Source organism: Streptomyces sp. AN091965 (assembly GCF_022698285.1).
In the GTDB taxonomy this organism is placed as follows: Bacteria; Actinomycetota; Actinomycetes; order Streptomycetales; family Streptomycetaceae; genus Streptomyces.
This window is the reverse complement of record NZ_JALDMY010000001.1, coordinates 7843791-7857689: the sequence shown is the minus strand read 5'-3', so window position 1 is coordinate 7857689 and position 13899 is coordinate 7843791. Positions and strand designations below refer to the sequence as shown.

Sequence of the window (13899 nt, the reverse complement as noted above, 5' to 3'; positions counted from 1 at the left end):
CCGATATGCGGCTCCGCCGCGCGGGCGCGACCGGCCACGACGGTCCCGCAGGCGATCGACGGCCCAGCGCGGCAATTCCAGCGAAGCGCTTGGAGGCGCCGCAGGCCGAGCAGGGCGGGGCCCCGGTGGGCCGGCCGGGGTCTTCGCCTCAGCCGGGCCCGCCCTCGGGTGAACCCGCCCCGGAGGGTGGACCCGGCCCGGAGGGTGGACCCGGCCCGGAGGGTGGGCCCGCCCCGGAGGTCAGGGCCTCCGGGGCGGGTCACGCCAGCGCGCACCCAGGGCGGCGGTCGCTTCAGCGGGCGGGGTCGGGCCGCGGCGACGGGGTGTCGCCGCCGGTCTCGGCGTCCGTGCTGTCGCTCGGGCCGATCTGGAGCTCGAAGTCCCCGTCGTACTGCTCGTGACCGGCGAGGACGGCCCGCTCCACGGCGTCCGTGCCGTGTTCGCCGCGCACGATCAGCGGGTCGTGGCGCAGGTCCTTCATCAGCGCCACGCACATCCCGATCATCACGAGGACGAAGGGCGCGGCCACGAGGATCGTCAGGTTCTGCAACCCGGTGAGCGCGTTGTCCTTGCCGTCGCCGATGAGCAGCATGACGGCGGCGACCGCGCCCGTGACGACGCCCCAGAAGACGACGACGAGGCGGCCGGGTTCGAGCGAGCCCTTCTGGGAGAGCGTGCCCATGACGATGGACGCGGCGTCCGCCCCGGACACGAAGAAGATGCCGACGAGGATCATCACGAGCAGGCTCGTCGCGGTGGCGATCGGGTACTCGTGCAGCAGCCCGAACAGCTGCGCCTCGGGCGTGGTGTCGCCCTTCAGGCCGCCGCCCTCCTTGACCTTCATGGCGCTGCCGCCGAAGACGGCGAACCACAGCAGGCTGACCGTGCTCGGCACCAGGATCACGCCGCCGACGAACTGCCGGATCGTACGGCCCCGGCTGATGCGGGCGATGAACATGCCGACGAACGGCGTCCAGGAGATCCACCACGCCCAGTAGAAGACGGTCCAGCTGCCCAGCCAGTCCGAGACGCCGTCACCGCTGGACGCCTCGGTGCGCCCGACGAGCTGCGGCAGGTCGCCCAGGTAGGCGCCGATGGAGGTGGGCAGCAGGTCCAGGACGATGACGGTGGGCCCCGCGATGAACACGAAGACGACCAGGAGCAGCGCGAGCACCATGTTGATGTTCGAGAGCCACTGGATGCCCTTCTCGACGCCGGAGACCGCGGACGCCACGAACGCGACGGTCAGGACCGCGATGATGGCGACGAGCAGGCCGGTGCTCGCCTTGTCCATCCAGTCCAGCTCTTCGAAGCCGCTGCCGATCTGCAGCGCGCCGAGGCCGAGGGAGGCGGCGGAGCCGAAGAGGGTGGCGAAGATGGCGAGGATGTCGATGACGCGGCCCCACGCGCCGTGGGCGTGCTTCTCGCCGATGAGCGGGACGAAGACGGAGCTGATGGTCTGGCGCCTGCCGCGCCGGAACGTGCTGTACGCGATGGCGAGGCCGACGACGGCGTAGATCGCCCAGGGGTGCAGCGTCCAGTGGAAGAGCGTCGTCGCCATGGAGGTCTCCATGGCGGCGGCCTGGTCGTCGGGGTGGGTGCCGGGCGGCGGCTTGGTGAAGTGGGCGAGCGGCTCGCTCACTCCGTAGAACATCAGGCCGATGCCCATGCCCGCGCTGAACATCATCGCGACCCAGGACACGGTGCGGAACTCGGGTTCCTCACCCTCCCGGCCCAGCGTGATCTTCCCGTAGCGGCTGACGGCGAGCCACAGGGCGAAGACCACGAAGCCGGACGCGGCCAGCATGAAGGCCCAGCCGCCGTTGTGGATCAGGCCCCCGAGCATGTCCGACGAGACGTCTTCGAGCGTGTCCGTGGCCGTGGCGCCCCACACCACGAAGGCGAGGGTGAGGACGGCGGTGACGCCGAACACCACCCGGTCGGTCTGGGGGGAGCGGCCGCCGGAGTGGCCCCCCACGGACAGTGGCGGGCCTCCTCCGGCGACCGGCTTCTGGGGTTCCTGCGTCACGTGTGCACCTTTCGCGGAGTGATCACGGCTGACGGTTCGTCGGTTGTTCTTCTCTCCGCTAACCCCCTACCACATGTGACGTGTCCCCGCCGGGCTCAACAGTCGGTGTCGGGCTGTCCCGTGACGAGGTGGTAGGCGGCACGGGCGTCGAGCAGCAGCGGCACCAGGGCGCGTGCGGGCTGGCGCAGCGGGACCAGGGCGCCGCCGTGGCCGTCGCCGCGCGCGCTCACGCCGTGCAGGTCGAGTTCGTCCTTGACGTCGGCGTACTGCTCCGGGGTCAGGCGGTAGCCGCAGGCCGGGTCCTGGATGACCTCGGCGGGCTCGGCCGGGTCGTTGTCGGCGCCGCCGAGGTAGACGGGACCTCGGTCGCGCAGGCCCTTGAGGCGGGACGCGGTGGTGGCGGCCTCCAGGCGCCACCTGTGCGCGTCGGCGTAGCTGAACAGGCCCTTCAGGGCGGAGAGTTGGGAGTGGACGCGGCGGCGGTTGTTGTGGGCCGGGTCGTTCTTCTCCTGTTCGGTGAGGGGGTCGACGCGGCTTTCGATGAGCAGGCCCGCGGCGTGTTTGATGCCGGAGACGTTGCGCAGGATGCGTTCCTGGCCGTCGCCCGCGACCTGTTTGACGGGCTCGCCGGTGACGGGGTCGGTCCAGATGCCGTAGGTGCCGGTGGTGTAGCCGTCGGCGGTGGCGGCGGGCCGGACGTAGTCGCGGGAGAGCTGCTCGGCCTCCCGGTGCACCGCGTCATCGGTGTTGAGGTTGCGCGGCCACAGGTCGAACAGGTCCTTGTCGTAGTACTTCGGCGTCGCGCCGTACTCGTGCAGGTCGTAGAGGGCGTCGGGGGCGCGGTCGCGGATGACGGCGGCGAGCGCGCGGGCCTCGGCGGTCTTGAGGGCGATGTGGTCGCGGTTGATGTCGACGCCGTCGGAGTTGCCTCGGGTGTTCGCGGCCCGGCCGTCCGGGTTGGCGGTGGGGACGACGAGCAGCGTGGTGCGGGACAGGAACCGCCGGGTCTTCGCGTCCTTGGCGTAGGCGAGGTCGCGGACCGTGCTCAGGCAGGCCTCGCGGCCCGACGGTTCGTCACCGTGCTGGCTGCACACGAGGAGCACGGTGGACGCGGTGCGGCGCTCGCCGACGCGGACGAGCTGGAGCGGCCTGCCCTGGTCGGTGGTGCCGATGCGGGAGACGGAGACGCGTGCGCTCGCCTTGTCGACGGCGGCGAGGAGCTGCTGCTCCTCGGGCTGACTGGTCCAGCGGGCCCCGCCGCTCTCTTCGAAGCCGGTGCGCGGCGGGGTGGCGGCGGCCTGCGCGGGTGCCGTCACGAGCGGGGCGGTGAGCGCGGCGCAGGCGCAGGCCAGGGCCAGTACGCGGATGCGGGACGTCATGAGGTACGGCCTCCCGGTCGGGGGTTCAGCGGACGCGCGGGGGCCACGCCGTCCAGGCGGGACTCGCGCGGAACGGTAGCGTGCGGGGCGGTCGTGAGGGCCTTGGCGCCGCCGACGAGCGGCACCCGCGCGAATGTGCGGGCGAGGTCCACGGTGAGGGTCGGGGTGTCGGCGGGGGCGGTGATGAGGTTCCGGTCGGTGCCGCCGACGATCAGCGCGAGCCGGTGTCCCTGCGGCACGACGTGGTCGCTCGCGGCCAGGTCGAGGGTGATGGTGACGGGTTCGCCCGGGGTGAGGGGGCGGCCGTGGTGGTCGTCCGCGTGGTTGCCGAGGTCGGCCCAGCCGCGGCTGAAGATGGTGTAGTCGACGGCCTTGGTGCGGGCCGCGGTGTCCTTGAAGCAGGCGCTGTCGCCGTCGGTGCTCGCGCCCCAGCAGCTGCGCGTGGGCAGGGTCGTGATGCCTTCGCCCGCGGCCGCGTAGTCGCGGATGACGGCGGGCCCGACGTCGACGAGTACGGCGCTCAGGTGCGCGGTGCGGGCCGACGGCGTGACGGTGACGGTGACCTTCGAGGAGCCGGAAAGGCGCAGGTCGCGGGCCAGCGGCCGGGTGGTGAAGCCCGCCTTGGCGGGGGTGGAGGTGTCGATGGCGGAGGCCCAGTCGGTCTCGCCGAGGCGCCGGTCGTCGGTGAAGGACTCGGTGCCCTTGCCACGGCGGGTGCCGAGCGTGCCGACGCCCGGATCGGTGCCCTTGGCGGGGCGGAGCGTCACGGTGTCGGTGGCGCGGGGCGGCCAGACGCGGTCGGTGGTCCACCGGTCGGGGGTGCGCTCGATGTCGGCCATGGGCTCGCGGTCGATGCCGTTGCGGTAGCCGAGGAGCTCGTGGTCGAACCAACGGTGCAGGGTGCGCACCCAGTCCGCGCGCCGGAAGTCGAAGGGGTCGACGTGCCCGGCCTGGCTGAGCCACAGCTTGCGCTGCACGCCCGCGTCGCCGAGGGCGTCCCACCACTGGCCGAAGTGCTTCATGCGCACGTTCAGGTCCTGGAGGCCGTGCACGGCGAACACACTGGCCCGTACCTTGTCGGCGTCCGGGACGTAGTCGCGCGCGGCCCACAGCGGGGTCCAGTCGCCGCTGCGCGGCGCGCCCTGGACGAGGCGCTCCTGCACGCGGCCGCAGCGGGCGCGGGCCTCGGGGCTCTCGATGCCGTTGGACAGGCCGTCGGGGCCGCTGTTGAACAGCGGGGCGCCCTTGGCGAAGTAGTAGTCGTACCAGGAGGAGATGGCGCCGATCGGCACGATGGTCTCCAGGCCCTCGACGCCGGTCGCGGCGACGCCGTTGGCGATGGTGCCGTCGTAGCTCTTGCCGATCATGCCGGTGCGGCCGTTGCTCCAGGTGGCGCGGGCGCGTTCGGCGCCGGTGCGCGAGGTGTAGGCGCGGGCACGGCCGCCCAGCCAGTCGACGACGGCCTTGCCGGACTGGATGTCGGAGCGGCCGCCGATGTCGACACAGCCGTCGGAACGGTTTGTTCCGGTGAGGTCGACGGCGACGTAGGCGTAGCCGCGGGGCACGAAGTAGTTGTCGTAGTACAGCGGGAACTGCACCGGCCTGCCGTCGGCGTCGTAGGTCTTCTTCTGGCTCTCGTTGCCCCGGCCGCAGCAGGCGTAGTAGGGGCTCGCGTCCATGATCACGGGTATCTCGCGGCCGTGCTGCGCGGGTTCGCGGGGGCGGACTATGTCGACGGCCACGCGGTCGGTCCTGCCGTCCTCGTCGCCGTCGACCCGGGTGTCGACCCACACGGACTCGCGTATCGCGTCCGCGTAGGAGTAGACGGGTCTGCTCTCCTTCGCCGTCCCCTGCGCCGTCGGGGTGCGCGGCGCGGTGTGCGCGGCGCCCGGGGCGAGGAGGGTGGCGAGCAGGGCGGCCAGTGCCGCCGTCAGAAGCGTTCTCCACATCGGCAGGCGCATGCGCGCGCGTATCGGCATGGCCGGAAGGTACACGCGTCAACTGCGGCCGGAAAGAGGGCCGCAGGGGGCGGTGAAAGGTGCGTGGGACGTCTTGGCACATGTCAGCCGAATGGCGATCGTGTGACATATGCGGCCATGGACATGACTGGGGGTCACGGGGCTCAATAGGGTCGATCGCATCGTGAGTTGTACGGCGCCGGACGGCACGTTCCCGCTCGCCACCCCGTGGCGCGGGGCCGCGTCGCCCGGCGCGATCCACCCGCACCGCCTATCACTTGGAGACTTACGTGCACCGCAGCAGACTCATCGCCCCGGGCGCGCTCGCCGCCTCTCTCCTCCTGGCGATCCCGGCGACGGCTGCCGACTTCACGCCCGGGGCGCCCGGCGTGGGCGACTCCTACTACCCCGACGCGGGCAACGGCGGCTACGACGTCTCGCACTACGACCTGCGGCTGAAGTACCAGCCGAAGACGGACCTGCTCGAGGGCACGGCGACCATCAACGCCACCACCACGCAGGACCTCTCGCGCTTCAACCTCGACTTCGGCCTGAAGGTGAGCGAGGTGCGCGTCAACGGCAAGAAGGCGGCGTTCGCGCGCTCGGGCGAGCAGGAGCTGGAGATCACGCCGAAGTCCGGCCTGCCCAAGGGCAGCGCCGTGACGATCGTCGTGCGGTACGCGGGCAAGCCCTCCGAGGTGAAGATCCACGGCTTCACCGCCTGGCAGCGCACGCCCGACGGCGGGGTCGCGGCCCAGGAGCCGGAGTCGGCCGCCTGGTGGTTCCCCGCCAACGACCACCCGCGCGACAAGGCGACCTTCGACGTGTCGGTGTCCGTCCCCGACGGCACCCAGGCCATCTCCAACGGCGTGCTCCAGCGGCAGAGCTCGCGCCTGGGCTGGACCCGCTTCGACTGGCGCTCCAACAAGCCGCAGGCGCCGTACCTCGCGACGCTCGCCGTCGGCAAGTTCGACATCACGACGGACAAGACCGAGAGCGGCCTGCCCGTCCTCAACGCCTACAGCAAGGACCTCGGCGACAACGCGGGGGCCTCGCGCGCCAGCATCGAGCGGACCACCGAGGTCGCGGAGTGGCTGGAGGAGGTCTTCGGCAAGTACCCCTTCAACGCGCTCGGCGGCTACGTGCCCAACGTGCCGACCAGCTTCGCCCTGGAGACCCAGACGCGGCCGTTCTACAGCCCGAAGGCCTTCGCCAACGGCTCCAACGTCTCCATCGTGGTGCACGAGCTGGCCCACCAGTGGTACGGCGACAGCGTCTCCGTGGAGAACTGGAAGGACATCTGGGTCAACGAGGGCTTCGCCCGCTACAGCCAGTGGCTGTGGTCGGAGAAGGAGGGCGAGGGCACGGCCCAGGAGCTCGCCGACTACACCTACGCCTCGCGTCCCGCCGAGGACCCGTTCTGGCAGGTCAAGCCGGGGGACCCGGGCCCGGAGAACCAGTTCCACGGTGCCGTGTACGACCGTGGCGCCCTGGCCCTGCAGGCGCTGCGGAACAAGGTCGGCGACAAGACCTTCTTCAAGATCCTGAAGGGCTGGCCGACGGAGCGCCAGTACGGCAACGCGAGCGTGGGCGACTTCGTGGCGTACGCGGAGAAGATCAGCGGCAAGCCGCTGTCGGCGCTCTTCGACACGTGGCTGTACAAGCCCGGCAAGCCCGCCGCCCCGGCCGCGAAGAAGGCGGGCCTCGTCCGCTCGGCGGCCAAGGACGCGCCGGCCAAGCCGAAGTCCTGGAAGAAGATCGCCGCGACGAACTCGCTGCACGACCACAGCTGACCCACACGGCGGCGGGCGGCGCCCCTGAAGGGGTGCCGCCCGCTGTCGCTGTCGCAGGTGCCTACTCGGTGAGCTCGGCCGCCTCGCGGTCGGTCTCCCGCGCGGCCTTGCGCTTGATCCCGTACCAGCCCGCGACGAGCGCGGCGGCGACGACCGGGATCAGGAAGAGCGTCTTGCGCCCGACCTCCGCGTCCTTCCACATCAGGCAGAGCACGGCGAGCAGGAAGGCGATCGTGACGTACTCGGTGACGCCGCTGCCGGGCAGCCGGAAGTTCGGCCGCGTGATCAGGCCCTCCTTGGCGCGCTTCACGAACGCCAGGTGACAGACCATGATGCTGATCCAGGTGCCGATGATCCCGAGCGAGGCGACGTTCAGGACGATCTCGAACGCCTTGTCCGGCACCACGCTGTTCAGGCCGACGCCGAGGACACCGATGCTCGCGGTGAGCAGGATGCCGCCGTAGGGGACCTGGTTGCGGTTCATCTTCGCGGTGAACTTGGGGGCCGAGCCCGCCATCGCCATCGAGCGCAGGATGCGGCCCGTGGAGTACAGGCCGGAGTTCAGCGAGGACATGGCCGCGGTGAGGACGACGAAGTTCATCACGTCGCCCGCGCCGGAGACGCCGATCTTGGAGAGGACCGTGACGAAGGGGCTCTCGTCGGCCGAGTACACCGAGCCGGGCAGGAGCAGCGCGAGGAGCACGACCGAGCCGACGTAGAACAGGCCCACGCGCCACATGATCGAGTTCACGGCGCGCGGCACGACCTTGTGCGGGTCCTTGGTCTCGCCCGCCGCGACGCCGACCAGCTCCAGCGAGGCGTACGCGAAGACGACGCCCTGGAGGACGATCACGACCGGCATCAGGCCGTTCGGCAGGAAGCCGCCGTGGTCGGTGATCATGTTCAGACCGGGCGTCTCGCCGCCGACCTCGTGCTGGGTGGACACCAGGAAGATGCCGACGAACATGAAGGCCACGAGCGCGGCGACCTTGACGATCGCGAACCAGAACTCCATCTCGCCGAAGTACTTCACCGAGATCAGGTTCACCGAGAGCACCACCGCGAGGGCGATGAGCGCGAGCACCCACTGCGGGATGTCGGTGAAGAAGCTCCAGTAGTGCGTGTACAGCGCGATCGCGGTGATGTCCGCGATGCACGTCGTCGACCAGTTGAGGAAGTACATCCAGCCGGCGACGTAGGCGCCCTTCTCGCCGAGGAACTCACGCGCGTAGCTGACGAAGGAGCCGGACGAGGGCCGGTACAGGACCATCTCGCCCAGGGCCCGTACGACGAAGAACGCGATGACGCCGCACACGAGGTAGGCGAGGGCGAGCGCGGGGCCCGCCGAGTGGAGGCGGCCGCCCGCCCCGAGGAAGAGACCGGTGCCGATCGCGCCACCAATGGCGATCATGTTGACGTGGCGGGCCTTGAGGTCCTTGCTGTAACCGGCGTCGCCCGCGTCCGCGGGGGCCTGGGACTCAGCGGCGCGCGCTGCGTCCACGGCGGCCGTGTCTACGGCGTCGTTGCTCACGTGGAAGGTCCACTCTGTGGTGCCCGGAAAGAGCTCCCGGGGTCCGGATGTGCTCCGGCCCGTGGCACCCCTGACGCACCACGGACCGACCCGACACCTTCCCTTACGCAACGCCGATAATGCGGTGGCGCACGTCACATAGCGGTACTTCTCACATGGTGAGAGCCGTGTGTACAGGCGCGTGTCACCCGGTGTACAGGCTCTCGATGAGGTCCCGGTACTTCTCCCTGATGACCCGGCGGCGCAGCTTGAGCGACGGCGTCAGCTCGCCGGTCTCGGGGCCCCACTCCTCGGTGAGCAGCAGATGGCGCTTGACCTGCTCGGTGCGGTTGAGGCGCGCGTTGGCCTCCTCGACGGCGCGGGCGACCTCCCGCCGGACCTCGGCGGCGGCCGCCGGGTCGCCCTCGATGCCGCGTGCGGCCGCCCAGGCGGCGGCCGCGTCGGGGTCCAGGACCAGGAGCGCCACCAGATACGAGTGGCCGTCGCCGTGGACCAGGGCCTGGCCGATGAGCGGGTGCTCCTTGAGGGCGTTCTCGACGACGGCGGGCGCGACGTTCTTGCCGGTGGAGGTGACGATCAGCTCCTTCTTGCGGTCGGTCACCCACAGATAGCCGTCCTCGTCGAGCCGTCCGACGTCGCCGGTGGCGAACCAGCCCTCGGCGTCCCGGACGTCGTCGACGCCGCCGTCGGCCCGCAGATAGCCCTCGCACACGTAGGGGCCGCGCACCAGGACCTCGCCGTCGTCGGCCGTACGGACCTCCATGCCGCGCAGCGGCTTGCCCACCGAGCCGAGCCGGAAGGCCCGGGGGCCGTTGGTCGTGACCACGCCGCTGGTCTCGGTCAGGCCCCAGGCGTCCACGACCACCAGGCCGAAGCCCGCCCAGAACCGGGCCACGGCCACCGGCATCGGGGCCGCCGCGCTCGCCGCCCACAGCAGCCGGTCGAGGCCGGCGCGCCGCAGCAGCGGATCGAGGACCTCCGCCTTGGCCGTGCGGAAGGCGGCGTCGAGGTCGGCGGGCGGGGGCTCGCCGCGCTCGCGGCAGGCCACGTGCGCGCGGGCCGTCTCGTTCGCCGCCTCGACGGCGCGGCGCCGCTCCTCGGGCAGGGCGGCGAGGCCCGCCCGGAACGCCGTGGCGAACTTCTCCCACACCCGCGGGACACCGAAGAACTGCTGCGGCCGCAGCTCGGCCACGGTGGCGGCGACCTGGGCGGGGTCGGCGCACAGGTGCACGGGCGCGACGCGCAGCTGCGGCAGGTACATGCCGAGAACGCGCTCCGCTATGTGCGCGAAGGGCAGGTAGCAGAGGTGGCCCGCGCCCGGCGGGAAGCCGATGGCCTCGTCCAGGGCGATGCCGTTCAGGACGACCCCGCGGTGGGTCAGGCGCACGCCCTTGGGGGCGCCGGTGGTGCCCGAGGTGTAGACGACGGTCAGCGGATCGGTGGGGCGGACCTCGCGCCAGGCCTTGTCGAAGGCGTCGGCCCGCTGCGCCCGGCTGCCGCTCTCGCGCAGCGCCGCGTACGTGCCGTGCTCCCCCGCCGCGGCCTCCTCGACGACCACGAGCCGCTCCAGGGGCGTCTCGGCGTCCGCGAGGGCGGGCTCCCAGCGGGCGAGTTCGCGCGCGCCCTCGACGACGGCGAGGCGGGCGCCGCTGTGCCGGGCGATGTGGGCGATCTGCTCGGGCGCCGACGTGCCGTACACGGTGACCGGGACGGCGCCGAGGTGGACCAGGGCGAGATCGCTCAGCCAGTGCTCGGGGCGGTTGGCCATCATCATCAGGACGTGCTCGCCCCGGCGGACTCCGAGGGCCGCGTACCCGGCGGCGAGGACCGCGACATCGCGCCGCACCTCGGCCCAGGTGAGCGTCGCCCAGCCCGGTCCCGCGCGCCAGGACACGGCGGGCAGGTCGGGGTGGTCCTCGGCGTTGCGCAGGAGCAGCGCGGGAAAGGTCAGGTCGGCGGGGTCTCCGGGAAGTCGCGGGCTTGTGCTCATGAACCCCTCCTCACGGTGTTGCGCCCCGAAGGGGCGCGGGGAACTGCGCGACCAGCCACGACGGACCCGCAGACAGAGGGCGGCCCGGCTCGGCAACTCGTACGCGTCCCACCGAGGGTGCAGCCGGGGCTACGTGGCGTGACTGCCCCGGAGACTTTCACAGCGGCGGTGGTACAGCAATACTGTTGCACCGCATTGCCGCACGACCTGGGAGGCGACGCACCGCCATGGCGACGGGCACGGAGGAGCAGGCGACGGGTTCGCACGAGGCGACCTACACGATCGACGAACTCGCCGCACGCGCGGGCGTCACCGTGCGCACCATCCGCTTCTACAGCACCAAGGGCCTGCTGCCGCCGCCCGTGATCGGCCCGCGCCGCGTGGGCCACTACGGCCCCGGGCACCTCTCCCGGCTCGCCCTCATCGAGGAGTTGCAGCACCAGGGCATGACGCTCGCGGCGATCGAGCGGTATCTGGAGCAGCTGCCGCCGGACCTGAGCGCGCACGACCTGGCCATCCACCGCGCGGTGGTGGCCTCGTGGGCTCCGGAGGGCGCGGAGGAGACCTCCCGCGCCGGTCTGGAGCGCCGGGCGGGCCGGGCGCTCTCGGCGGAGGACGTGCGGCGCCTCGCCGCGATGGGCGTCGTCGCGTACGACGAGGAGGCCGACCGCTGCCGGGTGGACCCGGGGCTGCTGCGGCTCGGCCTGCGGCTGCTCGACGTGCCGATCCCGCACGAGACGATCCTGGCGGCGCGCACGGTCCTGATGGAGCACACGCGCTCGGCGGCGCACGAGCTGTCGCGGCTCTTCCGCGACCAGGTGTCGGGGCCCTACCGCGAGCACGCGTCGGAGCCCGAGCACGTGGCCGCGATGAGGTCGCTCTCGGCCCATATGCAGCCGCTGGTGGTGCAGGCCCTGGTCACGGCGTTCCAGCGGTCCCTCAAGGAGGAGCTGAGGGAGTGGCTCACGGAGACGTGAGCCACTCCCCCGCACGGCCGTCGGCTCAGGCGTCGGTGAACTTCTCGCCGCGGTCCGCCTTCGCCACGAGCAGCGCGGGCGGCGCGAACCGCTCGCCGTAGCGCTCGGCGAGCTCGCGCGCGCGGGCCACGAAGCCGGGCAGGCCGCCTTCGTAGCCGTTGATGTACTGGAGCACGCCGCCGGTCCAGCCCGGGAAGCCGATGCCGAAGATGGAGCCGATGTTGGCGTCGGCGACCGAGGTGAGGACGCCCTCCTCCAGGAGGCGCACGGTGTCGAGCGCCTCGGAGAACAGCATCCGCTCCTGCATGTCCCGGAACGGGATGCTGTGCCCGGGCCGGGTGAAGTGCTCGCGCAGGCCCGGCCACAGGGCCGTGCGCCTGCCGTCGTCGCCGTAGTCGTAGAAGCCCTTGCCGCCGCTGCGGCCCGGCCGGTCGAACTCGTCGACCATGCGGTCGATGACGGCCTCGGCGGGGTGGGTGGGCCAGGTGCCGCCCGCCTCCTCGACGGCGCGCTTGGACTCGTTGCGGATCTTGCGGGGCAGCGTCAGCGTCAGCTCGTCCATCAGGGACAGGACCTTCGCCGGGTAGCCCGCCTGGGCCGCGGCCTGTTCGACGGACGCGGGCTCGACGCCCTCGCCGACCATCGCGACGCCCTCGTTGATGAAGTGGCCGATGACCCGTGAGGTGAAGAATCCGCGCGAGTCGTTGACGACGATGGGGGTCTTGTTGATCTGACGGACCAGGTCGAAGGCGCGGGCCAGGGCCTCCTCGCCGGTGCGCTCGCCCTTGATGATCTCCACGAGCGGCATCTTGTCGACGGGCGAGAAGAAGTGCAGGCCGATGAAGTCCACCGGCCGGGCGACGCCCTCGGCGAGCAGGGTGATCGGCAGCGTGGAGGTGTTGGAGCACAGGAGCGCGTCCGGCGCGACGACGTCCTGGACCTCCTGGAACACCTTGTGCTTGAGCTCCGGGTTCTCGAAGACCGCCTCGATGACCGCGTCGCAGCCCGCGAGGTCGGCCGCGTCGGCGGACGGCGTGATGCGGGCGAGCAGCGCGTCCGCCTTCTCGCGGGTGGTGCGGCCGCGGGCGACGGCCTTCTCGCACAGCTTCTCCGAGTAGGCCTTGCCCTTGGCGGCGGCCTCGGCGGAGACGTCCTTGAGGACGACCTCGATGCCCGCGCGGGCGCAGGAGTAGGCGATGCCCGCGCCCATCATCCCGGCGCCGAGCACGGCGGCCTTGCGGACCTGGCGCGGCTCGATGCCACGGGGGCGATTGGCACCGGAGTTGACGGCCTGGAGGTCGAAGAAGAAGGCCTGGATCATGTTCTTCGCGGTCTGGCCGGTGACCAGCTCCGTGAAGTACCGGGCCTCGATGGTCAGGGCGGTCTCGAAGTCGACCTGGGAGCCCTCGACGGCGGCCGCGAGGATGTTGCGCGGGGCCGGATAGGGGGCGCCGTTCAGCTGCTTCTTGAGGTTGGCGGGGAAGGCCGGGAGGTTCGCGGCGAACTTCGGGTGGGCCGGGGTGCCGCCCGGGATGCGGTAGCCGGGAACGTCCCAGGGCTGCTGGGACTCGGGGTGGGCGTCGATGAAGGCGCGGGCCTTGGCCAGCATCTCCTCGGGGGTGGCGGCCACCTCGTGCACGAGGCCGTTCTCCAGGGCCCGCCGCGGGGTGTACTGGGTGCCCTGGAGGAGCACCTTCAGCAGGGCGTCGGCGATGCCCATGAGGCGGACGGCGCGGGTGACGCCGCCGCCCGCGGGGAGCAGGCCGAGCGTGACCTCGGGCAGGCCGATCTTGGAGCCGGGCGCGTCGAGGGCGATCCGGTGGTGGCTGGCCAGACAGATCTCGTAGCCGCCGCCGAGGGCCGCGCCGTTGATGGCGGCGACGACGGGCTTGCCGAGGGTCTCGATGCGGCGCAGCGCGTTCTTGATCGCGGTGCCCGCCTCGAAGGCGGCCTGGGCGTTCTCGGGGCCGACCTGGATCATTTCCTTGAGGTCGCCGCCCGCGAAGAAGGTCTTCTTGGCGGAGGTGTAGACGATGCCGCGGATGGAGTCCTGCTCGGCCTCGGCGCGGTCGGCGATCGCGGCGATGGAGTCCTTGAACGCCTGGTTCATCGTGTTCGCGGACTGGTTCGGGTCGTCGAGGACGAGGGTGACGACGCCGGTGTCGTCCTGTTCCCAGCGGATGGTGGTGCTCTCGGTGGTCATGTGGTGGTCTCCGTAGAAGTCTTGGAAGGCAGTCCGAGC

At 71.7% G+C, this 13899-nt stretch carries 8 protein-coding genes; 2 read left to right on the top strand and 6 right to left on the bottom strand.

The genetic code is table 11. The annotated features are described in order from the left end of the window. Window positions 1–292: 292 nt before the first annotated feature. The 3 genes from MQV74_RS33315 to MQV74_RS33305 all read right to left on the bottom strand — a co-directional run bounded on the left by MQV74_RS33315 (window position 293) and on the right by MQV74_RS33305 (window position 5387). Window positions 293–1984: a BCCT family transporter gene (locus MQV74_RS33315; RefSeq protein ID WP_242729287.1), complete on the bottom strand. Its 1692-nt coding sequence runs from the start codon at window positions 1982–1984 to the stop codon at window positions 293–295. A gap of 140 nt (window positions 1985–2124) precedes the next feature. Continuing rightward, the gene (locus tag MQV74_RS33310) at window positions 2125–3408 is read right to left on the bottom strand and encodes a M14 family metallopeptidase (RefSeq protein WP_242726336.1); all 1284 of its coding nucleotides are present in this window, start codon (window positions 3406–3408) and stop codon (window positions 2125–2127) included. Continuing rightward, complete coding sequence (locus tag MQV74_RS33305; protein WP_242726334.1) at window positions 3405–5387, bottom strand: Xaa-Pro dipeptidyl-peptidase; 1983 nt, start codon at window positions 5385–5387, stop codon at window positions 3405–3407. The genes MQV74_RS33310 and MQV74_RS33305 overlap by 4 nt, the downstream gene beginning before the upstream one ends. 269 nt (window positions 5388–5656) lie before the next feature. On the opposite strand from MQV74_RS33305, the gene MQV74_RS33300 reads away from it, so the two are divergent. Next, window positions 5657–7159 carry a M1 family metallopeptidase gene (locus tag MQV74_RS33300; RefSeq protein ID WP_242726332.1) on the top strand — a complete coding sequence of 501 codons (1503 nt, stop codon included), beginning with the start codon at window positions 5657–5659 and terminating at the stop codon, window positions 7157–7159. Window positions 7160–7220: 61 nt separating this feature from the next. On the opposite strand, the gene MQV74_RS33295 is transcribed toward MQV74_RS33300, so the two are convergent. Further along, on the bottom strand, window positions 7221–8690 hold the full coding sequence (locus MQV74_RS33295) for an amino acid permease (RefSeq protein WP_242726331.1): 1470 nt from the start codon (window positions 8688–8690) through the stop codon (window positions 7221–7223). Window positions 8691–8874: 184 nt separating this feature from the next. Further along, window positions 8875–10680 carry an AMP-dependent synthetase/ligase gene (locus MQV74_RS33290; RefSeq protein ID WP_242726329.1) on the bottom strand — a complete coding sequence of 602 codons (1806 nt, stop codon included), beginning with the start codon at window positions 10678–10680 and terminating at the stop codon, window positions 8875–8877. A 227-nt stretch (window positions 10681–10907) separates the two neighbouring features. On the opposite strand from MQV74_RS33290, the gene MQV74_RS33285 reads away from it, so the two are divergent. Next, the gene (locus MQV74_RS33285) at window positions 10908–11657 is read left to right on the top strand and encodes a MerR family transcriptional regulator (protein WP_242726327.1); all 750 of its coding nucleotides are present in this window, start codon (window positions 10908–10910) and stop codon (window positions 11655–11657) included. 25 nt (window positions 11658–11682) lie between these two features. Here the strand turns inward: MQV74_RS33285 and MQV74_RS33280 are convergent, their stop codons facing one another. Next, window positions 11683–13860 carry a 3-hydroxyacyl-CoA dehydrogenase NAD-binding domain-containing protein gene (locus tag MQV74_RS33280; RefSeq protein ID WP_242726324.1) on the bottom strand — a complete coding sequence of 726 codons (2178 nt, stop codon included), beginning with the start codon at window positions 13858–13860 and terminating at the stop codon, window positions 11683–11685. Window positions 13861–13899 lie beyond the last annotated feature (39 nt).